Origin of the sequence: Ventosimonas gracilis (assembly GCF_001580025.1) — a bacterium.
Lineage (GTDB): Bacteria > Pseudomonadota > Gammaproteobacteria > Pseudomonadales > Pseudomonadaceae > Ventosimonas > Ventosimonas gracilis.
The window spans coordinates 1-24,612 of the sequence record NZ_LSZO01000038.1 but is presented as its reverse complement, the minus strand read 5'-3'; the positions used below and the strand labels follow the sequence as shown (position 1 = coordinate 24,612).

General features: G+C 53.4%; 22 protein-coding genes, 1 tRNA gene and 2 pseudogenes. 10 read left to right on the top strand and 15 right to left on the bottom strand.

Annotated features, from left to right (window positions below; translation table 11 throughout):
- From AXE65_RS02050 to AXE65_RS13190, 3 genes and pseudogenes are all read right to left on the bottom strand, one after another.
- Positions 1–311 (bottom strand): annotated as a pseudogene (locus tag AXE65_RS02050) (phosphoribosyltransferase); the annotation flags it as partial.
- Between the two features lie 121 nt (positions 312–432).
- Complete coding sequence (locus AXE65_RS02045; protein WP_204376498.1) at positions 433–1,287, bottom strand: Fic family protein; 855 nt, start codon at positions 1,285–1,287, stop codon at positions 433–435.
- Positions 1,288–1,886: 599 nt separating this feature from the next.
- A pseudogene (locus tag AXE65_RS13190) lies at positions 1,887–2,031 on the bottom strand (IS5/IS1182 family transposase); the annotation flags it as partial.
- Between the two features lie 197 nt (positions 2,032–2,228).
- On the opposite strand from AXE65_RS13190, the gene hemB reads away from it, so the two are divergent.
- From hemB to AXE65_RS02015, 4 genes are all read left to right on the top strand, one after another.
- The gene (gene hemB / locus AXE65_RS02030) at positions 2,229–3,242 is read left to right on the top strand and encodes a porphobilinogen synthase (protein WP_068387334.1); all 1,014 of its coding nucleotides are present in this window, start codon (positions 2,229–2,231) and stop codon (positions 3,240–3,242) included.
- A 46-nt stretch (positions 3,243–3,288) separates the two neighbouring features.
- The gene (gene ppk1 / locus AXE65_RS02025; RefSeq protein ID WP_068387353.1) at positions 3,289–5,445 is read left to right on the top strand and encodes a polyphosphate kinase 1; all 2,157 of its coding nucleotides are present in this window, start codon (positions 3,289–3,291) and stop codon (positions 5,443–5,445) included.
- 151 nt (positions 5,446–5,596) lie between these two features.
- A complete protein-coding gene (locus AXE65_RS02020) occupies positions 5,597–5,842 on the top strand; it encodes a sulfurtransferase TusA family protein (protein WP_068387330.1) in 246 nt (81 codons plus the stop codon).
- A gap of 3 nt (positions 5,843–5,845) precedes the next feature.
- On the top strand, positions 5,846–6,913 hold the full coding sequence (locus AXE65_RS02015; protein ID WP_068387325.1) for an AI-2E family transporter: 1,068 nt from the start codon (positions 5,846–5,848) through the stop codon (positions 6,911–6,913).
- Here the strand turns inward: AXE65_RS02015 and AXE65_RS02010 are convergent.
- On the bottom strand, positions 6,910–7,386 hold the full coding sequence (locus AXE65_RS02010) for a peroxiredoxin (RefSeq protein WP_068387322.1): 477 nt from the start codon (positions 7,384–7,386) through the stop codon (positions 6,910–6,912). The two genes, AXE65_RS02015 and AXE65_RS02010, sit on opposite strands and share 4 nt — an antisense overlap.
- A gap of 15 nt (positions 7,387–7,401) precedes the next feature.
- Positions 7,402–7,968, bottom strand: a complete 567-nt coding sequence (locus AXE65_RS02005; protein WP_068387319.1) for a glycine cleavage system transcriptional repressor — start codon at positions 7,966–7,968, stop codon at positions 7,402–7,404.
- Positions 7,969–8,159: 191 nt separating this feature from the next.
- On the opposite strand from AXE65_RS02005, the gene AXE65_RS02000 reads away from it, so the two are divergent.
- From AXE65_RS02000 to AXE65_RS01975, 6 genes are all read left to right on the top strand, one after another.
- Positions 8,160–8,236, top strand: a tRNA-Pro gene (locus AXE65_RS02000).
- Positions 8,237–8,450: 214 nt separating this feature from the next.
- Positions 8,451–9,818, top strand: coding sequence for an adenylosuccinate lyase (gene purB, locus AXE65_RS01995; protein WP_068387316.1), 1,368 nt, complete (start codon positions 8,451–8,453; stop codon positions 9,816–9,818).
- Positions 9,818–10,975: a cupin domain-containing protein gene (locus AXE65_RS01990; RefSeq protein ID WP_068387313.1), complete on the top strand. Its 1,158-nt coding sequence runs from the start codon at positions 9,818–9,820 to the stop codon at positions 10,973–10,975. Before purB ends, AXE65_RS01990 begins: the two co-directional genes overlap by 1 nt.
- Entirely contained in the window at positions 10,968–11,393 is a 426-nt protein-coding gene (locus AXE65_RS01985; protein WP_068387310.1) for a GNAT family N-acetyltransferase, read from the top strand. The genes AXE65_RS01990 and AXE65_RS01985 overlap by 8 nt, the downstream gene beginning before the upstream one ends.
- Positions 11,394–11,405: 12 nt before the next feature.
- Positions 11,406–12,203 (top strand): secretin N-terminal domain-containing protein, encoded by a 798-nt coding sequence (locus AXE65_RS01980; RefSeq protein WP_068387307.1) that lies wholly within the window; start codon positions 11,406–11,408, stop codon positions 12,201–12,203.
- A gap of 327 nt (positions 12,204–12,530) precedes the next feature.
- Positions 12,531–14,120: an isocitrate lyase gene (locus AXE65_RS01975; protein WP_068387304.1), complete on the top strand. Its 1,590-nt coding sequence runs from the start codon at positions 12,531–12,533 to the stop codon at positions 14,118–14,120.
- Between the two features lie 38 nt (positions 14,121–14,158).
- Here AXE65_RS01975 and AXE65_RS01970 read toward each other — a convergent pair whose 3' ends face one another.
- From AXE65_RS01970 to AXE65_RS01925, 10 genes are all read right to left on the bottom strand, one after another.
- Positions 14,159–14,980, bottom strand: coding sequence for an ABC transporter permease (locus AXE65_RS01970; RefSeq protein WP_068387301.1), 822 nt, complete (start codon positions 14,978–14,980; stop codon positions 14,159–14,161).
- Positions 14,981–14,986: 6 nt separating this feature from the next.
- Positions 14,987–16,222, bottom strand: a complete 1,236-nt coding sequence (locus tag AXE65_RS01965; RefSeq protein WP_068387298.1) for an ABC transporter permease — start codon at positions 16,220–16,222, stop codon at positions 14,987–14,989.
- Positions 16,222–17,262, bottom strand: coding sequence for an ABC transporter substrate-binding protein (locus AXE65_RS01960; RefSeq protein ID WP_068387294.1), 1,041 nt, complete (start codon positions 17,260–17,262; stop codon positions 16,222–16,224). The genes AXE65_RS01965 and AXE65_RS01960 overlap by 1 nt, the downstream gene beginning before the upstream one ends.
- Positions 17,263–17,304: 42 nt before the next feature.
- Complete coding sequence (locus AXE65_RS01955; RefSeq protein WP_068387290.1) at positions 17,305–18,420, bottom strand: ABC transporter ATP-binding protein; 1,116 nt, start codon at positions 18,418–18,420, stop codon at positions 17,305–17,307.
- Between the two features lie 140 nt (positions 18,421–18,560).
- Positions 18,561–19,655: an ABC transporter substrate-binding protein gene (locus AXE65_RS01950; protein ID WP_153015366.1), complete on the bottom strand. Its 1,095-nt coding sequence runs from the start codon at positions 19,653–19,655 to the stop codon at positions 18,561–18,563.
- 83 nt (positions 19,656–19,738) lie between these two features.
- Positions 19,739–20,803: an ABC transporter substrate-binding protein gene (locus tag AXE65_RS01945; protein WP_079214003.1), complete on the bottom strand. Its 1,065-nt coding sequence runs from the start codon at positions 20,801–20,803 to the stop codon at positions 19,739–19,741.
- A 106-nt stretch (positions 20,804–20,909) separates the two neighbouring features.
- The gene (gene rimI, locus AXE65_RS01940) at positions 20,910–21,365 is read right to left on the bottom strand and encodes a ribosomal protein S18-alanine N-acetyltransferase (protein ID WP_068387287.1); all 456 of its coding nucleotides are present in this window, start codon (positions 21,363–21,365) and stop codon (positions 20,910–20,912) included.
- Positions 21,358–22,095 carry a hypothetical protein gene (locus tag AXE65_RS01935; RefSeq protein ID WP_068387285.1) on the bottom strand — a complete coding sequence of 246 codons (738 nt, stop codon included), beginning with the start codon at positions 22,093–22,095 and terminating at the stop codon, positions 21,358–21,360. The genes rimI and AXE65_RS01935 overlap by 8 nt, the downstream gene beginning before the upstream one ends.
- A gap of 33 nt (positions 22,096–22,128) precedes the next feature.
- Positions 22,129–23,367, bottom strand: a complete 1,239-nt coding sequence (locus AXE65_RS01930) for a saccharopine dehydrogenase family protein (RefSeq protein ID WP_068387282.1) — start codon at positions 23,365–23,367, stop codon at positions 22,129–22,131.
- Positions 23,368–23,376: 9 nt separating this feature from the next.
- Positions 23,377–24,474 (bottom strand): carboxynorspermidine decarboxylase, encoded by a 1,098-nt coding sequence (locus AXE65_RS01925; RefSeq protein WP_068387277.1) that lies wholly within the window; start codon positions 24,472–24,474, stop codon positions 23,377–23,379.
- Between the last annotated feature and the right edge of the window lie 138 nt (positions 24,475–24,612).

The following is a 24,612-nucleotide window of genomic DNA, read 5'->3' as shown; positions in this document are numbered from 1 at the left end:
GCGGCAAGCTCTGGATGCTCGCGGCGCATCTTTTGGGTCGCCAGTTGGTCTACCGTAGGAAAGCGGCTATCGGTGCTTTCCTTGATTTTTCCGATACGGTATTTGCGGTAATCAAGACTGTGCAATCGGGCCAGGTGCTTGTTCTTGTTGTCATGCCAAGTATCGGTACTGGCGGCTTTGGTTTTCTTCGATGACAGCCATTTGTGCTTGGGCGGGTTCTGGTCAACCTGCTTTAGCTTGGCTTGTTGCTGCTCGATGGCTTGCCCCAATTTGGCCTCAATACGCTCGATTTGTTCGTGTTTGGCTTCCACATAGGGCTTTAGGGTTGCCGTTAAGGTCTGTTCCAGCGAAGCATTTTCCAGCAGTGCGCGTTGCTCGCTGGCGGACTGTTCGGCTTGGTGAAGGAGGCTGTCGCTTTGTGCAATCGGGTCTTTATCGGGCGTTATTTGAGTGCCCGTCCTGCCGATCCAGTTGTTCGTGCAGTGGCTGCGGCCTGTTTCCAGTGGCCATCAAAAGGTACAGGTCGAGATTATCGGCAACCCGTAGTGCCACCATAGGTGCTAATTCATCATGTTTTCCGGTTTCACGGGCTTTATCCAGTGACCGGTAATAATATTGCCTTTCTTCTTTTTGGATAATGGCGGGTGGATAGCCTTCGCGCATCAGTTCAAGATTGAGCAGCAATCTGGCGGTTCTGCCATTGCCATCGACAAAGGGATGTATCGTGACAAATCGGGTATGCAACTCTGCTGCCCGCTCTATCGGGTGCAGTGCTTGTGCTTCTTTGCTTTTATACCAATCTTCGAGGGCATTCATTTCCCTGTCGATTTTGACAGGGTTCGTAGGTACAAAGTTGGCACCTACTACCATGACAGGGCTTCTTCTGTAAAAACCGGCGTTTTCCTCATCAATACCTTTTAATACAGAATAATGAATTTTCTTGATATTGCCTGTATTGATTTCTTCTGCTTTTGCAACCATTTTTTCCACAAGGTGAATGGCATCCTTGTGATTAACGGCTTCCAGATGTTCTTTAAGAGATTTTCTGCCAATGGTTATACCGTCTTCCAAAATAGCTTTAGTTTCATGGATATCCAGTGTGTTACCTTCAATGGCATTGGAGTGGTATGTCCAATCAAGCGCTAATTTATTTCTTATGGAGTTTACAGTGACCGCAGGCAGTGGGCGGTGCGCATCCAGAACCGCCTTGCGTTCATCAACCAGCGTCAATATGTTTTTGATATTCATTTTTGTTGCAACCTTAGATGCTTGATGAGTAATGTCCATCAGAATACCAATGTAATTATGGACGCTAGTATCGATGGTAGTATGAATGGCGGTGCATTGAATGACTTGCTACTGCCATAAGAATAACCACCCCCATTAGAAAGAAAACCTTAAAGGTGAATACGGACAAATTGAAAATTACATAAATTAAAATGCAAGAAACTGTTATTCTCAATAAGTATTTTGCCAGTGTAGCCGCAAACGGGTGATAGCCTTTACCCAGCATCCACCAATATATTCTATTCTCGAATCGCATATAGTCCTTAAGCATTCGCTTTATGCGACTTTTGGGGGCGCTTATTTCTTCGATTTTTTCAGGGTGGTATTTTTCAAGCGTTATCATCACATGCGTTCTCAATAAGAAGGTCTGTAGACATGCCCAAACTTGGACATTATGTCTTCTTTTTGCACGGTATTGCCCGAGTCGCATTTATACAACCAGTCACGACGTGCTTGATAGGTGCGCGAAGGTGAGCATTTCCCATGCTTGGTTCGTTTGATGGAAAAGAAATCATCCATTAGAATAGCCTTCATCCCTTGCGCAAAGGGATCGCCCGTATAGCCACCATCACACAATATGTTGTGCACCTGTCCCAGATGCGCTTTTTGGGAAAATCGCGCGGCAACGCCCGCCACCTGCAACCCATGCGCAACACATATAGCACCGCGTGCCTGTTCCAACAATGGACAAATCAACTCAAATTGGGCGCGGCGGGTGTCGCCGGGATAAGCTATTGTGCTCATTCGCCAAAAAGATCAGATATTCTTTAGATCGTAAACAGGCTCTAAGACCCAAAAATAAAGCGCTCTGCGAAAACACTAAAACCACACACTACAAAACTTGTACGAAAAACTTGACCACGACAAGCCCAAATACGGATGCTTTTAGCGGTTTTTTCCCGCATCATGGGCGCTGTTTGCCGTTGTTTTGGAAGTGAGCCATGACCACTTTTGTCACTCCCCGCGTATTTCCTGCTATGCGTCTGCGCCGCACGCGGGCAGATGATTTTTCGCGCCGTTTGGTGCGCGAGCACCTGCTTTCTGTAAGCGACCTGATTTTGCCGGTGTTTGTGCTGGATGGAAAAAACCGGCGCGAGCCGGTCGCTTCCATGCCCGGGGTGGAGCGACTGTCGATTGACCAGTTGCTGATGGAGGCCGAACGCTGGCTGGAGCTGGGTATTCCTTTGATTGACCTGTTTCCTTATATCGAACCTGCGCAGAAATCTTTGGATGGCGGCGAGGCGTGGAATCCCGATGGGCTGATTCCGCGAGCGGTGCGCGCTTTGCGCGAGCGTTTGCCGGAGCTTGGCGTGATGACCGATGTTGCGCTCGACCCGTACACGGTGCACGGGCAGGACGGCATTATCGATGACACAGGCTACGTGCAAAACGACATCACAGTCGAAGCACTGGTCAAGCAGGCGCTGGTACATGCCGAAGCAGGGGCGCAGATTGTCTCGCCGTCGGATATGATGGACGGGCGCATTGGTGCCATCCGTCAGGCGCTGGAAGCGGCGGGCAAGGTCAATACGCGCATCATGGCTTATTCAGCCAAGTACGCGAGCCGTTACTACGGGCCGTTTCGTGATGCGGTTGGCTCTGCGGCGCATTTGGGCAAGAGCGATAAATTCAGCTATCAGATGGATCCCGCCAACAGTGACGAAGCGCTGCACGAAGTCGCTGCTGATTTGGCCGAAGGCGCAGACATGGTGATGGTCAAACCCGGCATGCCCTATTTGGACGTGCTGTGTCGGGTCAAGCAGACCTTTCGGGTGCCGACCTTTGTTTATCAGGTCAGCGGCGAGTACGCCATGCACATGGCCGCCATTGAAAAAGGCTGGCTGCCCGAAGCGGTGCTGCTCGAAGCGCTGCTTGCCTTTAAACGCGCCGGAGCCGATGGCATTTTGACCTACTTTGCCGTCCGCGCCGCCGAACTACTGCGTGATGACAGGTAAACCGATGGACAGTACAAGCAGCGCTCTGTTGATGGCAGAGAAAGCGATGGACAGCAAAGCGATTGAAGAAAGCGTCAAAGACAGCCAAGAGTCGCAAGCTGAGCCGCCCGCGCCGCCGCCTTCGCTGGATGACAGCAGCCTGTACAGCCACCGTGAGCTGTCGCAGCTTAGGTTTAATATCCGCGTGCTTGAGCAGGCGCTGGACGAAACCTGTCCACTGCTCGAACGATTAAAGTTCCTGCTGATTTTCTCCAGCAACCTGGACGAATTCTTTGAAATCCGCGTCGCCAACTTAAAGAAGCAAATCACCTACGCGCGCGAACAGGCCGGCCCCGATGGCTTGCAGCCGCATCAGGCACTGGCGCGCATCAGCGAACTGGCGCATGAACAGGTCGCCCGCCAGTACGACATCCTCAACGACATCCTGCTGCCGGAACTCGCCAAGCAGCATATCCACTTTATCCGCCGTCGCCGCTGGACGACCAAGCTCAAGACCTGGGTTCGCCGCTACTTTCGGGAAGAAATCGCGCCGATTGTCACGCCGATTGGCCTTGACCCCACTCACCCGTTTCCATTGCTGGTCAACAAGAGCCTTAACTTTATCGTCGAGCTTGAAGGCACCGATGCCTTTGGCCGCAGTTCCGGCCTTGCCATTATTCCCGCGCCGCGCCTGCTGCCACGGATTATCCGCGTACCGGAGGAAATCGTCGGCGCCGGGGACAACTACGTATTTCTTTCCTCCATCATCCACGCACACGCCGATGCACTGTTTCCGGGGATGAAGGTCAAAGGCTGCTTCCAGTTTCGCTTAACCCGCAATGCCGATTTATCGGTCGATACCGAAGGTGTCGAAGACCTCGCGCGTGCGCTGCGCGGCGGATTATTCAACCGCCGCTACGGTGACGCCGTGCGCCTGGAAGTGGTCAATACCTGTCCGCAAACCTTAACCGACTATTTGCTGAAGCAATTTGGTTTAACCGAAGCGGAACTGTATAAAGTCAGCGGCCCGGTTAATCTCACTCGCCTGTTTAGTATTACCGAACTGGAAAACCATCGGGATTTACAATACCTGGCCTTTACCCCGGCCATCCCAAAGTTACTGAAAAGCAACAAAAGTATTTTTGACTTAATTTCCGCGCAAGATATTTTGCTGCTGCACCCGTTTGAATCCTTTACCCCGGTGGTGGATTTATTGCGTCAAGCGGCAAAAGACCCGCACGTACTCGCCATTAAACAAACGCTTTACCGGGTGGAAGCCGGTTCGGAAATCGTCGATGCCTTAGTTGATGCCGCGCGTCATGGTAAAGAAGTCACCGCCGTTATCGAATTGCGTGCACGCTTTGACGAAGAATCCAACCTGCAACTCGCCGGTCGCCTGCAAGCCGCAGGCGCGGTCGTTATTTACGGTGTGGTCGGCTTTAAAACCCATACCAAAATGATATTGGTACTTCGCCGTGAAAATGGTGAGCTTCGCCGTTACGCGCATTTAGGCACCGGCAATTACCACGCCGGTAATGCGCGGCTGTATACCGATTACAGCTTATTAACGGCGGATAATGCGCTGTCGGAAGATGTCTCCAAACTATTCTCACAGCTTATTGGCATGGGTAAAACGCAGCGCATGAAAAAACTGCTGCACGCGCCTTTTACCTTAAAAAAGAGCATTCTCGATATGATTGCCCGCGAAATGCAGCACGCGAGCGAAGGCAAGTCCGCACACATCATCATTAAAATTAACGCATTAACCGATGCCAAAATTATCCGTGCCTTATATAAAGCCAGCCAAAGCGGGGTAAAAATTGACTTGGTAGTGCGCGGCATGTGCTGCTTGCGTCCAGGGGTTAATGGCGTATCGCACAATATCCAAGTACGCTCCATTGTTGGACGCTTTTTGGAGCATGCGCGGGTTTATTATTTTTATAATGACGGCGATGAAAAACTCTACTTATCCAGCGCCGACTGGATGGAGCGCAACCTGGATAAACGGGTAGAAACCTGCTTTCCAGTAGAAGGCCGTAAACTGATTGGGCGAGTCAAAAAAGAACTGGACTTTTATTTGACCGACAATACCTTAAGCTGGCAATTACAGGCCGATGGCCGCTACTTGCGCAACAGCCCCAGCGGCAACCAGAACTCGCGCAATGCACAGCAAGCACTGCTCGAAAAACTGGTCGCACCGGTGGTGAATGTCAGTAAGGAATAAAAACCAAACATGGGCAGTCATAGTATTTTGCCGCTTTTGCCGCGCTATATTGACCCTCATTGACCCTATTGACCATCGTTGTCTTGGATATTGAAATGGCCTTTATTGCGCAAGCAGGTATGCTTGACTTCTTTGCTTGCACAGACCCGTTATGACCGACCTTACCCTTCCTGCTTACCACCACGCCTTGGATGCCAGCGGACTTGCCTGCCCGATGCCGCTGCTTAAAGCCAAGTTGGAACTTACGCAGATTCACTCTGGCGAAGTGCTGAAAGTGACCGCGACCGATGCGGCTTCGCAGCGCGATTTTCGCAGTTTTGCCCGCTTGGCCGGGCATGAGCTACTGTTTGAGGCGCAAACCGATGGCGCTTGGCATTACTGGCTGCGCAAGGGATAACTGATGCTCAAGGTGTTTCGTGCCTTTGTTTCGCGCTATTTTTCCAATGAAGAAGCGCTGGTACTGGCCTTACTGCTGTTCGCCGGTTTTGCCGTTATCCTGACCTTGGGCGGCATGCTCGCGCCGGTTTTTGCCGGATTGGTGCTGGCGTTTTTGATGCAAGGACTGGTGCGCCAGCTTGAGCGCTTGCATCTACCTCGCCTGCTCGCGGTTTGCTTGGTCTATGCGTTTTTTATCGGCGTGCTGGTGTTGGTGCTGATGGGGTTGCTGCCGCTGCTGTGGAATCAGCTTTCCTCACTGTTTAACGAGTTGCCCGGCATGCTCGGCAAATGGCAAGCGTTGCTGCTGCTACTGCCCGAGCGCTATCCGCATTTAATCAGCGATGAACAGGTGCTGGCGCTGGTCGGCGTACTGCGCACTGAGCTTGGCAGTTTTGGCCAGGCGCTGTTAAGTTTCTCGCTGTCCAGCCTGCCGCTACTCGTCAGCATCATGATTTATCTGGTGCTGGTGCCGCTTTTGGTGTTTTTCTTCCTCAAGGATTACCCGCTGCTGGGTCGCTGGCTGTCGGGTTATCTGCCACACCAACGCACGCTGATGACCTCGCTCTGGCAGGAGATGAACCGCCAAATTGCCAATTACATCCGCGGCAAGGCGATTGAGATTTTGCTCTGTGGTGCCTGTACCTACGCCGCCTTTGCCGTGCTGGGACTGAACTACGCCGCCTTGCTCGCGCTACTCGTTGGGCTTTCGGTGCTGGTGCCTTATGTCGGCGCGGTAGTGGTAACGGTGCCGGTGGCGCTGATTGCCTTGTTCCAGTGGGGCTGGGGAGACCAGTTCATCACGCTGATGCTGGTCTACAGCGTGATACAGCTACTCGATGGCAACTTGCTGGTGCCGCTGCTCTTTTCCGAAGCGGTCAATCTGCATCCGGTAGCGATTATCTGCGCGGTGCTGCTGTTTGGCGGGCTTTGGGGCTTTTGGGGGATCTTTTTTGCCATTCCACTCGCCACGCTATGCAAGGCGGTGCTCGATGCCTGGCCCAGACAAACGCCAGTGCTCGCACCCAATTAGCCTTGGCGGTGCAGCTCTAAGGCGGCGGCGAGTACCGCATTGACATGCCCGGGGACTTTCACGCCCCGCCACTGATGACGTAGCACGCCGTTTTTATCCAGCAAAAAAGTGCTGCGCTCGATACCGATATAGTCCTTGCCGTAGAGTTTTTTCGGTTTGATGACATCGAACAGGCGGCACAGGGTTTCATCGGTATCGCTTAGCAATTCAAAGGGAAAGCCTTGAGCCTGTTTGAATTTTTCATGCGATTTCAAACTATCTCGCGAGATGCCGAAGACTTGCGTATTGGCGGCAAGAAACTCGGCGTGCCGTTCGGCAAAGCCTTGCCCCTCGCTGGTGCAGCCGGGCGTGCTGTCCTTGGGATAAAAATACAACACCAGTTGCTGCCCTTTAAACGCCGCCAGCGAAAACGCCTCAGCGCCGGTCGAGAGGGCGGTAAATTCAGGCACTGAGGCATTAAGCGTTACCGTCATGATGATCTCCCAAAGTCAAACACCGGTCATTGAAGTCGGCCGCCAAGGTTCGAGCACTGCATCGATATTTAACGCATCGGCAAAATCGAGAAAATTCTCGCGCAGCCAACTGATTTGCGTACCGGCGGGCAGGCAGATGGTTAAGGTCGCGCTCAGCATGTCACCGCCGGTCTGCGGCGCAGGCCAGATATCCTGCACCAGCTCTTCCAGCTCAATGCCGTGCTCAATAAAAAAGCGGCACAGGTCAGACAGAATATCGGCGCGAAACGCCGCGCTGATATGCACCAGATAGGGCAAGGCATCGGGGCGCTCTTGCAGCGGGGAACTGCGCTGCAACTGGATTTGCAGGTTGTGTTTGCTAGCCAAGGCTTGTAGTTTTTTCTCCAGCCGCGCCAGCGCATCCCAGCTTCCAGCCACTTGAAACAGCAAGGCGCTGATTTCCCCGTAACGAAGCAAGCGCGTATTGCTCTGTGCGCAGCGGCTTTCCAAACAGGCAAGCGCGAGCCAATGGGTCATCTGCGTCGGCTCGCCACCCAACACGCTAACCACAAGGGACTGTTCACGAACAGGAGGATTTGCCATAGCGTATCTGCCACCGATCAAGGCATCCAGCCAAAGCCGCAAGGTTAGCGAAAATATACGGTTTAGGGAATGCGCAGCGCCCTCCTCTCTTTAACCGAGAAAACAGGAGGCTAGCGAGCCTCTGAATAATCCAGTATGATCTCGCCCCGCTTATCACTGCCCACTTAAAAAGGCAGCAGGTAAAAAAATGTCGGGGCGTAGCGCAGCTTGGTAGCGCACTTGCATGGGGTGCAAGGGGTCGTGTGTTCAAATCACACCGTCCCGACCAGAAATCCTCAGTAAAAACTTGGCCTTGCAAGACTCACTCCGGCCAGGCCAAGTTGTTTTCTGCTATGAAAACTAATATTTATCCTTCCGTTATACCTATACAAACCTCTCCAACGAATCTACCTAGGGCGGATCTCCTTTGCGCCTAAAGGCTAAATCCGTCACTCGCTTTCGCGTACAATGAGCGCCCTTTTTTTACCCGCCGACAAACCGCCATGCCACTCTCCCCACTCACTGCCCTATCCCCAGTCGATGGCCGTTATGCAGACAAAACCGCCGCGTTGCGGCCGATTTTCAGTGAATACGGGCTGATTCGTTTTCGTGTGTTGGTCGAAGTGCGCTGGTTGCAGCGTTTAGCGGCGCACAGCGAGATTAGTGAACTCGCACCCTTTTCCACCGAAGCCTTAGATTTTTTAAATCAGCTGGCAACACACTTTTCAGCGGAACAAGCCGAGCGCGTTAAAGCGCTGGAAGCGACCACCAATCACGATGTCAAAGCGGTGGAATACTGGCTGCGCGAACAACTGCAAACGCAGCCGGAGCTGAGCCAAGCCCGTGAATTTATCCACTTTGCCTGCACCAGTGAGGACATTAACAACCTCGCCCATGCGCTGATGCTGCGCGAAGGCCGCGAGCTGTTGATTGCGCAGATGCAAAAGCTGGTCGATGCGCTACGCGAGCGCGTGCAACTGTTTGCCGCCGTGCCCATGCTCTCGCGCACCCACGGGCAAACGGCCTCGCCGACCACAATGGGCAAGGAACTCGCCAATTGGGTTTACCGACTGGAACGGCAAATGGCGCAAATCGCTGCGGTGCCGCTGCTGGGCAAATGCAATGGCGCGGTCGGCAACTACAACGCGCATCTGGCCGCCTATCCGCAAATCGACTGGCAGGCGCATGCGCGCGCTTTTGTCGAAGATGACTTAAGGCTGACGCTAAACCCCTACACCACGCAGATTGAGCCGCATGATTACATGGCCGAACTGTTCGATGCCGTCTGCCGTTTTAACCGCGTGCTGCTGGATTTTGACCGCGATATTTGGGGCTATATCGCACTTGGCTACTTCAAGCAAAAAGCCATTGCCGGGGAAGTCGGCTCCTCGACCATGCCGCACAAGGTCAACCCGATTGACTTTGAAAATTCCGAAGGCAATCTCGGCATTGCCAATGCCCTGCTTTCGCATTTGTCGGAAAAACTGCCGATTTCACGTTGGCAGCGCGATTTATCGGATTCAACCGTACTGCGCAATTTGGGCGTGGGCTTGGCGCACAGTCTGCTGGCTTATCAATCGACGTTAAAAGGCATCAGCAAGCTGGAAATTAATGAAGGCAAAATCAGCGAAGACCTGGCAAGTGGCTGGGAAGTCCTCGCCGAACCAGTACAAACCGTCATGCGCCGCTACGGCATCGAAGGCGCTTACGAAAAACTCAAAGACTTTAGCCGTGGCAAAGCGATTAACGCACAAACCCTGCACGAATTTATCGATGCCGAGCCGCTGCCACCAGAAGCGATCGTTGCGTTAAAACAACTGACCCCGGCAAGCTACACCGGCAACGCCACCGAACAAGCCAAGCGCATTTAATGAGCAACATTCTTGGCCGGATCAGTGCCGATGAGTTCCTCTGCGACTACTGGCAGAAAAAACCACTGTTGATACGCAAGGCGCTGCCTGCTTTTATCAGCCCGATCAGTGCCGATGAACTGGCCGGTCTCGCGCTGGAAGAGGAAATTGAATCGCGCTTGGTGCAGCACACTAAAAAGGGCGCGCTTACGTTACAGCACGGCCCGTTTAGCGAAGAGCAACTGCAATGCCTGCCGAAAACCCACTGGACTTTGCTGGTGCAGGCGGTTGACCAATTTGTGCCAGAAGTCGCCGCGCTTTTGCAGCATTTTGCATTTCTGCCGCGCTGGCGGATGGATGATGTGATGATCAGCCTCGCCGCGCCCGGCGGCAGCGTGGGTGCACACTTTGACCAGTACGATGTCTTTTTGCTGCAAGGCGCAGGTGTTAAACGCTGGCAGATTGGCGAACGCTGTGACGAAGCGAGCACGCTGCGCCCTCATCCTTCGCTAAAGCTGCTGGAACACATGCAAGTCACCGATGAGTGGCTGCTGGAGCCGGGCGATATGCTCTACCTGCCGCCGCAACTGGCCCACTGCGGCATCAGCGAAGGCGATCAACTGGGCATCACTTATTCCATTGGCTTTCGTGCGCCGAGCCAGGCGGAAGTGATTACCCACTTTGCCGATTTCTTCGCGCAATCGTTGCCTGAACACGCGCGTTATTCGGATGCCGATGCCCTGCCCTGCCCGGATTACAGCCAGATAGGCGAGGACGTTTTACCACGGCTGAAAACCCTTCTTGCGCCATTACTGCAAGACGATAAACGGCTGTTGCAATGGTTCGGCCAGTTTATGACCGAACCGCGCTACCCCGAACGACTGTTTGCAGTGAACTGTGATGAAAAATCGCTGATTAAGCAGCTAAAACGCGGCGATCGGCTGCGGCGCAGCCCCAGCGCACGCTTGGCTTGGGCGCAAAGCGCAGACGGCCTGTTACTGTTTGCCAGTGGGCACAGCCGTCATCTGCCCAAACGCTTACAGCCACTGCTCACACTGATCTGCCAGTCTCCCGCGTTATCCGCCGCAGCGCTTGCCGCTTGGCTTATCGATGACGAGGCGCAGCAACTGTTAATCGCACTGATCGAACAAGGCAGCCTGGAATTTTTCGATGAATAATCTTTCCGTTCGCATGGCCTGTTGGCGCACCGACAATGCCGCGCTGCGCCGTATCCGCGAGCAAGTGTTTATCGCCGAACAAGGTGTTAGCCCCGAACTCGAATGGGACGGCGAAGACAGCAGCGCCATCCACTTTCTCGCACTGGATGATCACTGGCCGATAGGCACCGCGCGGCTGTCTCTGGATGGGCATATCAGCCGAGTTTGCGTGCTCAAAGACTGGCGCGACCTTGGTGTGGGCGAAAAAATCCTGCAAACGGTCATTGCCGAGGCCGAGCGGCGCGGCCTTGACCAGCAACGCCTCAGCGCCCAAGTGCAAGCCACTCCTTTTTACCAAAAGCAAGGCTTTGTTATTGAAAGTCCCGAGTTTCTTGACGCGGGCATCGCCCACGTGGATATGCTGCGGCAAAGCCTTTAATGGGATAGTGCCATGAAAAACCTTTTAGTGTTGTTACTCGTGCTATTTGTGCAGCCTGCACTCGCCGCAATGGAAGTGATCGAACTCAATTGGCGAAACGCCGATGAACTGCTGCCCACCGTGCAATCCGTATTGGGGCAAGACGGCAACGCCAGCGCCTACGGACAAAAACTGATAGTCAACGCGCCGCCCGCCAAAATCCGCGAACTACGCGAACTGTTAACCCAGCTTGATACCCGTCCGCGCCGCCTTTTGATTAGCGTGGATCGCGGCGGGCGCGAGCAAGGCGCGCTCAATGATTTTTCCTTCGATGGCACCATCAGCGGCGGAAACGCCGAAATCAAAATCGGCCAGGGCGAAGTAGGCGGCAAAGACCAAGTGCGCATTATCCGCAGCACCAGCGCGGGCGGCAGCAGTCATATCCAGCAGATACAAACCAACGAAGGCTACGCCGCGCTTATCCAGGGCGGGCAGAGCGTACCCATCCAAAATACTTGGCAAGACCACAGGGGCAATACCCATCAGCAAACCGACTACCGCGACCTCAACCAAGGTCTCTACGTCACCGCCACCGTTAGCGGCGACCAGGTGATGCTGGACATCAGCAATCAACACAACCGCCTAAGTGGTAGCGGACAAATCAACCTTGAACAGGTCGCTACCCGCGTATCCGGCCGTCTTGGGCAGTGGATTGAACTGGGCGCTATCGGCAGCGAGCAAAACCAGCAAGGCCGCGACATTCTGCGCAGCACCAGCGGGCAAAGCAGCAGCGATATGCAGCTTAGGGTCAAGGTCGAACTGCTCGACTAGCCACCCGCCCCCACCAGTGGGAGCGGGCAAAATGTAGCGCCTTTAAAAAACCACTACAAAACCTTTGACAGCCCGCTACAAGCACGGCATGATGGCGCGGCTCCCGCATATCAGAGGCTTCCCAAGCCTTCAGGCTCGCCCAACACCCAGCCGGCGACCTGTGCCAGCCACCCACAAGGCCACTGGCGAGATTGCGACTGGCATGGTTGTCCTGCGGGACGGGAAAGCACAGTTTCACTCCCCTCGTACCCATCCGTCCGGTTGCAGTTTTGGATTTGCGGCAGCAGAGATCTCCTTTTGCCCGCTCTCCACTTTTAAGGTTTCGTTATGACTGCATACCAGAATCACATTAAGGCGCTTACCGAACTGGCTGGGAAAAACCCCAATTGGGCGGCCATCAATCCTGAATATGCCGCGCGCATGCGCCTGCAAAACCGCTTTAAAAGCGGCCTCGACATTGCCCGCTACACGGCCGCCATCATGCGCCGCGATATGGCCGAATACGACCAAGATGCCTCACGCTACACCCAATCATTAGGCTGCTGGCACGGCTTTATTGCACAGCAAAAGCTCATCGCCATTAAAAAGCACCAAAAAAGCACCGAAAAACGCTACCTCTACCTGTCCGGCTGGATGATTGCCGCGCTGCGCTCCGAGTTTGGCCCGCTACCGGACCAATCCATGCACGAAAAAACCGCCGTCCCTGCGTTGATTGGCGAGATTTACGACTTTTTACGCCAAGCCGATACACGCGAACTGGATTTACTGTTTAGCGCGCTGGATAAAGCCCGCGCCGCCGGTGAAACCCGCGAAGAAACCGCACTTTTGGCGCAGATTGAAGGCTTCCAAACCCATGTTGTACCGATTATTGCCGACATCGATGCCGGTTTTGGTAACGCTGAGGCCACCTACCTGCTCGCCAAAAAAATGATTGAAGCCGGTGCCTGCTGCATCCAGATTGAAAATCAGGTTTCCGACGAAAAACAATGTGGTCACCAAGACGGCAAAGTCACCGTGCCGCACGCGGATTTTCTCGCCAAAATCAATGCCGTTCGCTACGCATTCCTCGAACTTGGCGTGGATGACGGGGTTATCGTGGCGCGTACCGACTCCCTGGGCGCGGGGCTGACCAAGCAAATCGCCGTTAGCGAGAAACCCGGTGACTTGGGTGATCAATACAACCGCTTCCTCGACTGCGACGAAATCCACCCGGCCGAATTGCAAAATGGCGAAGTGCTGATTTCCCGCGACGGCAAGCTTCTGCGCCCGAAACGCCTCGCCTCCGGCCTGTTTCAGTTTCAAAAAGGCAGTGGCGAAGACCGCTGCGTGCTGGACTGCATCACGTCCTTGCAAAACGGCGCGGACATGATTTGGATCGAGACGGAAAAACCGCACATCGGCCAAATCAAGGGCATGCTTGACCGCATACGCGAGGTCGTGCCGAACGCCAAGCTGGTCTACAACAACAGCCCGTCGTTTAATTGGACACTGAACTTCCGCCAACAAGTGTTCGACGCTTGGCAGGCCGAAGGCCGCGACCTCGCCGCCTACCAGCGTGATGCGCTGATGAGCGCCGAATACGACGAAACTGAACTGGGCAAAGTCGCCGATGCGAAAATCCAGAGCTTCCAGCGTGATGCTTCGCGTGATGCAGGGGTTTTCCACCATCTGATTACGCTGCCGACCTACCACACGGCGGCGCTATCGACCGACATGCTCTCGCGCGGCTACTTTGGCAGTGATGCCATGCTCGCTTACGTCAAAGGCGTACAGCGGCAAGAAATCCGCCGTGGCATTGCTTGCGTGAAGCACCAAAACATGGCCGGTTCCGACATTGGCGATAACCACAAGGAATACTTTGCAGGCGTTGCTGCGCTTAAGGCGAGCGGCAAAGACAACACCATGCACCAGTTCTAAAGTACCGCCCCCGCCGCCCGCCCCAAGGGGCGGGTAGTTTAAGCCGCCGTGCGCAGTTTTTCGCTGCGCCGGCGCAGCCATTCCAAGGTGAGCAGCAGCAATACCGAAAAACCAATCAACAAGGTCGCGGCAGCGGCAATGGTGGGCGAGAGGTTTTCGCGGATGCCGGAGAACATTTGTCTCGGCAAAGTGGCTTGTTCGGGACCTGCAAGAAACAAGGTGACGACCACTTCATCAAAGGACGTGGCAAAGGCAAATAGCGCGCCGCTAATCACGCCCGGGGCAATCATCGGTAAGGTGACGCGGAAAAACGCTAGCAGCGGTGAAGCACCCAAACTTTGCGCCGCGCGAACCAGATTAAAATCAAAGCCTTGCAAGGTCGCCGAGACGGTAATAATGACAAAGGGCACGCCGAGCGCCGCGTGGGTGACAATCAGCGCAAAATAGCTGTTGCCAAAGCCCAGCGGGGCAAAGGCCAGATAACAGGCCACGCCCACTATCACCACCGGCACCACCATCGGCGAGATAACCAAACTCATAATCAGCGCCTTGCCGCGAAACTCGCCGCGGGTTAAGCCAATTGCGGCGAGAATACCCAGCACGGTGGCAATGAGCGTGGCTGCGGGTGCAACAATCAGGCTGTTTTTCACCGAACGCATCCATTCGGCAGAGCTAAAAAAATCCTCATACCAACGCAGTGAAAATTCGGGTATCGGGTAAATCAACAAGGTGCTGGAGGTAAAGGATAAAGGCGCAATCACCAATACCGGCAACACCAAAAATAATAAAACCAAAGCGCAGATAATCCGGTGCAACCAAAACCACAGGCGCTGAATGGGCGATTGATAAGGACTGTGCATCGATACTTACCCCAAACGCAGGCGGCTGGCACCGACCAGCCAGCCATAAACTAAATACAACAGCAAAGTAGCGGCCAGTAATAATCCGCCCAGCGCCGTTGCCATGCCCCAATTGATACTGGTATTGGTATAAAAAGCGACAAAGTAGCTGACCATTTGGTCTTTGGCGCTACCCAATAAAGCGGGAGTAATGTAATAACCAATGGATAAGATAAATACCAACAGGCTGCCTGCACCTACACCCGGTAATGTTTGCGGGAAATACACGCGCCAAAAGCTGGCAAACGGATGACAACCTAAAGAAATGGCCGCGCGAACATAGGACGGGGAAATGCCCTTCATCACGCTGTAAATCGGCAAAATCATAAAGGGCAACATAATATGCACCATCGCAATATAAACGCCGGTGCGGTTAAAGACGAGTTCCAGCGGTTGGTCGATAATGCCTAATTTAAGCAAGGTGCCGTTAATTAAACCGCCCGATTGCAATAACACAATCCAAGCGGCTACACGCACTAAAATAGAAGTCCAAAATGGCAACAAGACCAAAATCATCAGCAGATTGCTTTTTTTCGCCGGTAAAATAGCGAGCAAATAAGCCAAAGGATAAGCCAGTAATAAACAAAGGCTGGTAATGACCAAACTCATCCAGAAAGTGCGGGCGAATATATCCAGATAAATCGCTTGGTCTTCGGCTACTTTAACGACTTTGCCTTGTGTGTTGACTTCATGATCGAGTGCGTGCAGCAAGTAATAAGGGGTAAAACGGCTGTTATTGCGCTCAATCAATTGCCAATACAGCGGCTCTTCCCAGCGTTTATCGATCTTGATTAAAGCCTGTTGATAAGAAGCCGGTTCTTCTTTAAAGGGCAGCGCGCGCGCGGTTTTGCTCATTAAACTGCGATAACCGGCCAGTTCCATATTAAGCCGTTTGGATAAATCGCCTAAGGTTTGCTTTTTTCGCGCTTCGGCCAAATCCAAAGCCAGTGCTTTAAAACTTTGTTCATCCGGCAGCCCTTCACCGCTCCAATCCTTTAGAGCGGCAACGGTACGCGGCAAGTGGCTAATGACTTCCGGGTTTTGCACGCTTTTATAGAGCAGTGCGACAATCGGCAGCAAAAAGACCAAGAGCAAAAACAGCAGCAGCGGCAGTATCAGCGCTTGCGCTTTCAGCCGGTTAAGGCGCTCGGCGCGGGCCAGGCGCTGTTTTAGGCTGCCCGCTGGCAGGGTAGCGCTGGTCATTAACGCGCCGCCCAAGCGTTAAAGCGTTGTTCCAGTTGTTCGCCCCAGTCCGACCAGAAAGCCACATCAATAGCAATCTGCCCTTGGATATTGGCCGGGCTGGTCGGCAGATTGGCCTGTACTTCGGGAGCAATCAGCGCCATTGCCTTAGTATTGGTCGGCCCGTAGCCGATGATTTCGGCAAAGTTTTTTTGCGCTTCGGGGCTAACGGAAAAGGCGATAAAGTCTTTGGCAATGGCTTGGTCTTTTGCGCCACGCGGAATGGCCCAAGCATCCATGTCATAAATGCCGCCGTTCCACGCCACATCCAGCGTGCTGGTATCGCGTACCGCGTTAATCCGCCCGTTAAATACCGAACTCATCACCACGTCACCGGCGGCGAGGAATTGCGGCGGCTGTGCGCCGGCTTCCCACCACTGAATATGCGGCTTAAGTTCGTCGAGCTTGGCGAAGGCGCGGTCTTGTCCGGCCTGTGTGGCGAGCACCTGATAGACCTCTTTGGCGGGTACGCCATCGGCCATCAGGGCAAATTCCAGCGTGTATTTAGCGCCTTTGCGCAAGCCGCGTTTGCCGGGGATTTTGGCTACATCCCAAAAGTCCTGCCAACCATTGGGCGCAGTAGCCAGGCGCGCTTTGTCATAGCCAATCACCATTGACCAAACAAAAAAGCCCACGCCACACGGGGTTAATGCGCCTTCTAAAAAATCGTCTTCATTGAGAAAACTGGCCGTGTCCAGTTCCTCAAACATACCTTCTTCACAACCGCGCACTAATTCCGGGGTTTCCGAGTCGATTAAATGCCAAGTCACGCTGTTGGTATCGACCATCGCCTTCACCCGTGCCATTTCCCCGTTATATTCGCCAACAATAATATTGTGGCCGGTTTTGGCTTGCCAAGGTTTATACATGGATTCAATTTGCGCTTGAGTATTAGCACCACCAAAAGAGATAACGGTAATATCGGAAGCCTCGGCCGATAAACTGGTTATTGCGCTGGCGAATACGCAAAATGCCAATTTGTTTAAATTAAAACATTTCATGTTAATCACTCCATTTTATTTTATTGAGATTTAAATAATGCGTTATTCGGTTAACGGATCAAGCGCACGGATATGTTCGGCCTGCCAGCCTAAGGCCACCGTATCGCCGGGTTTAAGCGAGGTATCTAATTCAGCAATCGGTTGTTTAACGATAAAGTCATCACGACCGCAGACTTGCATACGAATGCGCACGTGATCGCCCAGATAAATAAACTCTTCGATCTTGCCGGGCACTTGATTGGTGCAAGCCGTGCTCGCTGCGCCCAAACGAATACGCTCGGGGCGAATGGACAGGCTAACCGGCTCGCCCACTTGGCCGACTTTGACCGGCAGCGCCTGTATCTGTTCGCCGCCTGCCAATTTAACCGCACACTCGCCGTTGCCAAGACGTTGCAGCGTGCCGCTTAGGCGGTTGTTCTCGCCAATAAACTGCGCAACAAAGGCGTTATGCGGCTCTTCATACAGGGTGCGCGGGGCGGCAATCTGCTGGATTTCTCCCTGATGGAACACCGCCACGCGGTCGGACATGGTCAACGCCTCGCTCTGGTCGTGGGTGACATAGACCACGGTCACGCCCAGACTTTGATGCAAGTGCTTGATTTCCATCTGCATATGCTCGCGCAGTTGTTTGTCGAGCGCACCCAGCGGTTCATCCATCAGCACCAGTTCCGGCTCAAACACCAGCGCCCGCGCCAAGGCCACACGCTGCTGCTGGCCGCCGGACAGTTGATTGGGGTAGCGCCCGCCAAAGCTGCCCAGTTGCACCATTTCCAGCGCGCGATTGACGCGCTTTTGCCGCTCGTCTTTGCCGATACGTCGCACCGACAGCGGAAACGCCAGATTTTCCGCCACCGTCATATGCGGAAACAGCGCGTAATTCTGGAACACCATGCCGATACCACGCTTGTGCGGCGGCAGGTTGTTGATGGCTTTGCCGCCTAGCTGAATTTCCCCAGCCGTTGGCATTTCAAAACCGGCCAGCATCATCAAGCTGGTGGTTTTGCCCGAACCGGACGGGCCGAGCAGGGTTAAAAACTCGCCCTTTTCGATGTCCAGATTCAGGTCTTTAACAATCAAGGTCTCGCCGTCGTAGCTTTTTTGAATGCCGCGAAAGCGCACCAAAGTTTCGTTGTTAGGCGTGGTTCGGGTAACAGACATAGGCGGTATAAGTCTTATTGATTAGTCTTTTACGAAAACGCGATAGTACCTTATGGGTCAAGGCATTGGCTCCGCTTTTAATCAGCCTATGCCCTGCCGTGGATAGCTTTTTCCTCTGCCTATCCAAGGTTTTTCTTAGGCTATTGAGCAAGCCAGGCAATAAAGCGGGCGTCCAGCTCTTCGCCGTGGTCGGACCAGAACTCATCGCCGATCGCCAACACTTGCTTTAAGTTTTCTGTGGAATTGGGTATCCAGTGCGCCGCCTCGGCAGAGAGTTTTTCGATGGCGCTCAGGTTGGTCGGGCCGTGCGGCACGATTTCGGAAAACTCAAGCTGAATGTCCTGGCGCAAGGCAAAAGCAATAAAATCCCGAGCGGCCTGCTGGTTGGCAGCACCCTTGGGAATGGCCCAGTAATCCATGCCGTACATACCGCCATTCCAAGTTAAATCCAGCTGGTAGCCTTCTTTTTGCGCATTGGCGATACGCGCGTTATAGGCCGACGACATCACCACATCACCGGCTGCCAGCCACTGCGGCGGCTGCGCTCCGGCTTCCCACCACTGGATATGAGGTTTGAGTTGGTCGAGCTTGGCAAAGGCGCGGTCTTGCCCTGCTTTCGTGGCGAGCACTTGATACACCTCGGAGAGCGGCACGCCATCGGCCATCAGCGCAAATTCCAGGTTGTAAATGGCGCGTTTGCGTAAACCCCGCTTGCCGGGAAATTTTTCGGTATCCCAAAAATCCGCCCAGCCGGTCGGCGCGGTTTTTAGTCGACTGGCATCCCAAGACAGGGCAATACCCCAGGTATAAACCGCCGAGCCGCATTCACGCGCGGCATCGTCCATCAGCAAAGCGGTATCGCTGATAGCGTCCCAATCGAGCCGCTCAAACAGTCCTTCTTCGCAGTAGCGTAAAATTTCCGGGCCTTCTGCCTGCACGACATGCCAAACCACGCTTTTGCTATCGACCATTGATTTGATTTTGGCGAGTTCCCCGTTGTATTCGGAAGGCACCACACGAATGCCGCTGGCCTGCGCAAAAGGTACAAACAGCGTTTGCTCCAGGGTGCGCTGGGTCGTACCGCCAAACGAGACCACGGTAATGCTGCTTTGTTGCGCCATAGCCGGCGCGGTAAAGCAGCAGGCCAAAGCGGCCAGCAGTAGCAGTGCGCCCATCAGTGATTTTTGGGATTGAGCAGACGAACTGGGCGGATAGCAGGCGTTATAAGCCAACATGGAACACTCCTTATTATTGGATTTGTGGGTCAATACGGCCTGCTTGATAGCAGGCCGTATTTTGCAAAGCGGGCACTCTAACCTTATTGCGCCGACCAAGCAATAAAGCGCTCTTCCAACTCTTCGCCGTGGTCGGACCAGAACTCATCACCTATCGCCAGTGCCACTTTCAGGTTTTGCGGCGAATTGGGTATCCAGTGCGCCAGCTCTTCGGGGAGGCTGGCTGCCGCTTGCAGATTGGTAGGCCCGTAGGGCAGATTTTCGGAAAGTTGCTGCTGGATTTCCGGACGCACGGCAAAGGCGATAAAGTCGCGCGCGGCCTGTTGATTAGGCGCACCTTTGGGAATCGCCCAGTAATCCATGCCGTACATGCCGCCGTTCCAGGTCAAGTCCAGTTTGTAGCCTTCTTTATGCGCTCCGGCGATGCGCCCGCTGTAGGCCGTGGCCATCACTACATCACCGGCGGCTAGCCACTGCGGCGGCTGCGCTCCGGCTTCCCACCACTGGATATGTGCCTTGAGTTGGTCGAGCTTGGCAAAGGCGCGGTCTTGCCCTGCTTTTGTGGCGAGCACTTGATACACCTCAGAGACCGGCACGCCATCGGCCATCAGCGCAAATTCCAGGTTGTAAATGGCGCGTTTGCGTAAACCGCGCTTGCCGGGGATTTTCTCTACATCCCAAAAATCCGCCCAACCGGTCGGCGCGGTCTTTAAGCGCTCTGAATTCCACGATAGCGCAATACCCCATGTATAGACCGCCGAGCCGCACTCACGGGCGGCATCGTCCATCAGCAAAGCGGTATCGCTGATAGCGTCCCAATCGAGGCGTTCAAACAGCCCCTCGTCGCAGTAGCGCAAAATATCCGGCCCTTCCGCCTGGACGATATTCCAGACCACGCTGTTGCTGTCTACCATCGATTTGATTTTGGCGAGTTCCCCGTTGTATTCCGAGGAAATCACGCGCACGCCACTCGCCTCGGTAAAAGGCGGAAACAGCCATTTCTCCTTAGCCCGCTTGGCCGCCCCGCCAAACGAGACCACGGTAATGCTGCTTTCCTGCGCCATAACGTGCGTGGCGGGCAGCAAGGTTGAAAGCGCAAACAGGCATGCGCCAAGCAGTGGGTATGAGATCTTGTTTTTAATCAACATGTGAAGCTCCTTTTGTTATTGATTATCGTCATGCTGCCACAAAGCGCCGACGACAAAGTAGTCATTTCAGGCGCAAAGATGGAATTTGGCGGACAAATTGCAGGATTTAATCCAGCAAGGCACAGGCCATCACCAGGGCATCTTCAAAGCCACCCGCTTTGGGATAGTAATCATGGCGACGGCCGACTTCGTTAAAGCCGCAGCGGTGGTAAAGGCGCTGTGCGGATTGATGGCTTTGCCTAACTTCCAAAAAGCATTCACGCGCACCCTTGGCGCGCGCTTCGTCCAGCAGCTTTTCAAGCAGCGCCAAGCCCAGCCCACTGCGCTGATGCTGCGGCTTGATGCAAAGATTAAGCAGGTGCGCTTCGTCCAATATCAGGCTGATAATGCCGTGGCCGACTGGCCCCTCTTGATTAAGTATCAGCCAGCATTGATGATTTTTTAATGAATCTAAAAAAAGTTTGCGCGTCCAAGGATGGCTAAACGCGCTGCGTTCAATATCGAGCACTGTCGGTAAATCCGCCTCCTGCATCGGGCGAAAGCAGGTGGAAGGCTCAGTCATCGGCTTTCCAGCGCCGCATCACGCGCTGCATGGATTGCCAGAGTTTGGCCTTAAGCGCCTGCTGTGCCAGCAATTCATCCAATGCCGGTAAAACCCAAGCGTTACACAGTCCCTCAATGTATAACTCATGAAAAACCGCCGCCTCGCCGCCCGCCGCAAAGCGCAGCGCATCCGCCCCCAGCAGCCAAAGGCAAGCACTGAATTGGGCCTCTTGTTGGGTGCGGATAAAGCCCTGCACATAGTCACGCGCCGCTTGGTTATCTTGTGCGACCTTGCTGTTTGCCAGCAGTGGCCAGCTTACCGGCTCTCCCACTGGCCTTGGCGGCGGCAACTGCGCGGCTCGCGATATATCGAGCAGTAATAAATAGGCAGGCTCGCGGCTTTGTAAAAACTCGCCGTAAGGGCAGTCCAGCAGCAACAGGCAGTCACCCGCTCGTAACAATTGCAAAGAAAAGTGCGGCGCTGATAAGGCGTTAGCTTTTACTGATGGCCGCTTTTTGGCGGGCTTGGTGGGAACGGCCAACGGCAGACGAGCCTTGTCAGCACTTTCCCGCCGGACTGCCGCTGCCACGGTTTGGGGTTCGTTGCTTTTTTTAACGACGTGCGCACGCTGGGTTGCGTTAAGCATATGCGCGCGCGGCGGCGGCGCAAATGGCAATGGCGTGCGCGGCAGCCAGCAATCCACCTGCATGGCCGTAAGCACCGCGCGGCGGCGGGGTTCAGTTAGCACAGTCGGCTCATTAATGCGAAACAGTCCGCTGCATTATCCCGCCCAAGGGCGGTCATCTGCGGCTTCTTTAATGCGCGTAGGCAAGCCCATTTCATCCAATAAATGCAGGAAGGGCTCAACCGGCAACTCTTCAACATTGCGCATATCGCCAGTATCCCATTGCCCGCTGGCAATTAAACGAGCCGCCGCCACCGGCGGCACACCGGCGGTGTAGGAAATTCCTTGGCTGTCGGTTTCGGCATAAGCGGCCTCGTGCTCGGCAACGTTGTAAATAAACAACTCGCGTGGCTTGCCGTCTTTATGACCTTTAACCAGGTTGCCGATACAGGTTTTACCGCGATAACCCGCCGCCAATGAGGCAGGGTCGGGCAATATGGCTTTAACCAGTTTAAGCGGAACAACCTCTAAACCTTCTGCGGTTTTAACGGGCTTTTCCGAAAGCAGCCCAAGGTTATTCAGCACATTAAATACATTGATATAGTGCTCGCCAAAACTCATCCAGAAACGGATATTCGGCACATTAAGGTGTTTGCTTAATGAGTGGATTTCATCATGTCCGGTCAAATACAGTTTATGTTCGCCGACTTGTGGCAAGTCTTCGCTACGCGAGACTTCAAACATACGGTTGCTGACCCAGCCTTCATTTTGCCAACTCCAGACTGTACCGGTAAATTCACGAAAGTTAATCTCCGGATCAAAGTTGGTCGCAAAATATCGGCCGTGTGAACCGGCATTCACGTCCAGAATATCAATCGAGTCAATCTGCTCAAAATAACGCTGCGCGGCCAGTGCCGCATAAGCATTAACCACGCCAGGGTCAAAGCCTACACCTAAAATAGCGGTAATCTTTTTAGCCTGGCACTCTTTCTTATGCTTCCATTCATGATTGGCGTACCAAGGCGGGGTTTCACAGATTTTATCGGGCTGCTCGTGTATGGCGGTATCCAGATAAGCCGCGCCGGTCTCCATACAGGCACGCAGTATCGACATGTTTAAAAAGGCCGTACCCACATTGATAACAATTTGCGACTGGGTCCGTTTAATTAATTCAGCCGTTGCCGCAACATCCAGCGCGTCCAGCGCATAGGCTTTTATTTCATCAGCAACTTTTAGGCTAGCTTTACGCGCAATACTGTCAATAATCGACCGGCACTTTTCTATGCTGCGTGAGGCAATGGCAATACGTCCCAATTCATTATTGTATTGGGCACATTTATGCGCCACCACGCGGGCAACGCCACCCGCTCCAATAATCAGCACATTTTTTTTCATCGATTTCTCCTATGACAGGCTGCCCAAATAATCGGCAAAGCCAAACTCGCGTACCAACTCAATCCGTCCATCCAACTGGCGTACCGCTATAGCCGGCATTTTCAAACCATTAAACCAGTTTTTCTTGACCATGGTATATCCGGCAGCGTCAATAAAAGACAAACGGTCGCCAACCACTAATGGCTGTTCAAACTGGAACTCGCCGAATATATCGCCCGCCAAACAGGACTTACCACAAATCATATAGCTGTATTCACCTGTGTTTTTCTCTAGCTTGGCATTTTGCCGATAAATCAATAAATCCAGCATATGCGCTTCAATAGAGGCATCGACTACGGCCAAGTGCTTTCCGTTATATAAAGTATCCAACACAGTGACTTCCAGCGAGGCGCTCTGGGTAATGGCGGCCTCACCCGGCTCCAGATAAACCTGTACCGAGTATTTTTGCGCAAAGTCTTTAAGTCGCACCGCCAGTAAATCAAGCGGATAATGCGCGCCGCTAAAGTGAATGCCTCCACCCAGGCTTACCCATTGAATCTGATGCAATAAATGCCCAAAACGCTGTTCAATTACGCCAAGCATTTTATCGAACAGGATAAAGTCGGCATTTTCACAATTATTGTGAAACATAAAACCGGAAATTTTATCGATGACCTTGGCAATTTTTTCAGCATCCCATTCACCAAGACGGCTAAAAGGCCGCGCCGGGTCTGCCAATAAATAATCCGAACTGCTAACCTGCGGATTAACACGCAGTCCACGCACAGTATCTTGGCTGGGCTTATCAAAACGCTGTAACTGCGAGATGGAGTTAAAAATAATTTTGTCGCAGTGGGTTAATACTTCCTCTATTTCATCATCAGCCCAAGCCACGCTATAAGCATGGGTTTCACCGACAAATTTTTCGCGCCCCAAACGCACTTCGTATAAAGAAGAAGAGGTTGTGCCGTCCATATAGTCTTGCATTAAGTCAAAGACTGACCAAGTTGCAAAGCATTTAAGCGCCAGTAATGCTTTAGCGCCTGATTGTTCACGCAGATAGCGGATTTTTTCAAGATTGGGCAGCAGCTTTTGCTTGTCAATCAAATAGTACGGCGTTTTAAGCATGGGTTAATTCCCACTGGCAAAAGAGCGCAATTGTGCCTTTAAAATCCACAAATAAAAACCCCCGCCCAAGTAATTGTACTGAGGCGGGGGTTTTGGATGGGTGCTTGACGATGACCTACTTTCACATGGGGAGACCCC

Bases quoted from the DNA above. Each gene is read 5' to 3' on its own strand.
- AXE65_RS02045 (WP_204376498.1), bottom strand. From the start codon at position 1,287: ATGGACATTACTCATCAAGCATCTAAGGTTGCAACAAAAATGAATATC.
- hemB (WP_068387334.1), top strand. From the start codon at position 2,229: ATGACCACTTTTGTCACTCCCCGCGTATTTCCTGCTATGCGTCTGCGC.
- ppk1 (WP_068387353.1), top strand. From the start codon at position 3,289: ATGGACAGCAAAGCGATTGAAGAAAGCGTCAAAGACAGCCAAGAGTCG.
- AXE65_RS02020 (WP_068387330.1), top strand. From the start codon at position 5,597: ATGACCGACCTTACCCTTCCTGCTTACCACCACGCCTTGGATGCCAGC.
- AXE65_RS02015 (WP_068387325.1), top strand. From the start codon at position 5,846: ATGCTCAAGGTGTTTCGTGCCTTTGTTTCGCGCTATTTTTCCAATGAA.
- AXE65_RS02010 (WP_068387322.1), bottom strand. From the start codon at position 7,386: ATGACGGTAACGCTTAATGCCTCAGTGCCTGAATTTACCGCCCTCTCG.
- AXE65_RS02005 (WP_068387319.1), bottom strand. From the start codon at position 7,968: ATGGCAAATCCTCCTGTTCGTGAACAGTCCCTTGTGGTTAGCGTGTTG.
- purB (WP_068387316.1), top strand. From the start codon at position 8,451: ATGCCACTCTCCCCACTCACTGCCCTATCCCCAGTCGATGGCCGTTAT.
- AXE65_RS01990 (WP_068387313.1), top strand. From the start codon at position 9,818: ATGAGCAACATTCTTGGCCGGATCAGTGCCGATGAGTTCCTCTGCGAC.
- AXE65_RS01985 (WP_068387310.1), top strand. From the start codon at position 10,968: ATGAATAATCTTTCCGTTCGCATGGCCTGTTGGCGCACCGACAATGCC.
- AXE65_RS01980 (WP_068387307.1), top strand. From the start codon at position 11,406: ATGAAAAACCTTTTAGTGTTGTTACTCGTGCTATTTGTGCAGCCTGCA.
- AXE65_RS01975 (WP_068387304.1), top strand. From the start codon at position 12,531: ATGACTGCATACCAGAATCACATTAAGGCGCTTACCGAACTGGCTGGG.
- AXE65_RS01970 (WP_068387301.1), bottom strand. From the start codon at position 14,980: ATGCACAGTCCTTATCAATCGCCCATTCAGCGCCTGTGGTTTTGGTTG.
- AXE65_RS01965 (WP_068387298.1), bottom strand. From the start codon at position 16,222: ATGACCAGCGCTACCCTGCCAGCGGGCAGCCTAAAACAGCGCCTGGCC.
- AXE65_RS01960 (WP_068387294.1), bottom strand. From the start codon at position 17,262: ATGAAATGTTTTAATTTAAACAAATTGGCATTTTGCGTATTCGCCAGC.
- AXE65_RS01955 (WP_068387290.1), bottom strand. From the start codon at position 18,420: ATGTCTGTTACCCGAACCACGCCTAACAACGAAACTTTGGTGCGCTTT.
- AXE65_RS01950 (WP_153015366.1), bottom strand. From the start codon at position 19,655: ATGTTGGCTTATAACGCCTGCTATCCGCCCAGTTCGTCTGCTCAATCC.
- AXE65_RS01945 (WP_079214003.1), bottom strand. From the start codon at position 20,803: ATGTTGATTAAAAACAAGATCTCATACCCACTGCTTGGCGCATGCCTG.
- rimI (WP_068387287.1), bottom strand. From the start codon at position 21,365: ATGACTGAGCCTTCCACCTGCTTTCGCCCGATGCAGGAGGCGGATTTA.
- AXE65_RS01930 (WP_068387282.1), bottom strand. From the start codon at position 23,367: ATGAAAAAAAATGTGCTGATTATTGGAGCGGGTGGCGTTGCCCGCGTG.
- AXE65_RS01925 (WP_068387277.1), bottom strand. From the start codon at position 24,474: ATGCTTAAAACGCCGTACTATTTGATTGACAAGCAAAAGCTGCTGCCC.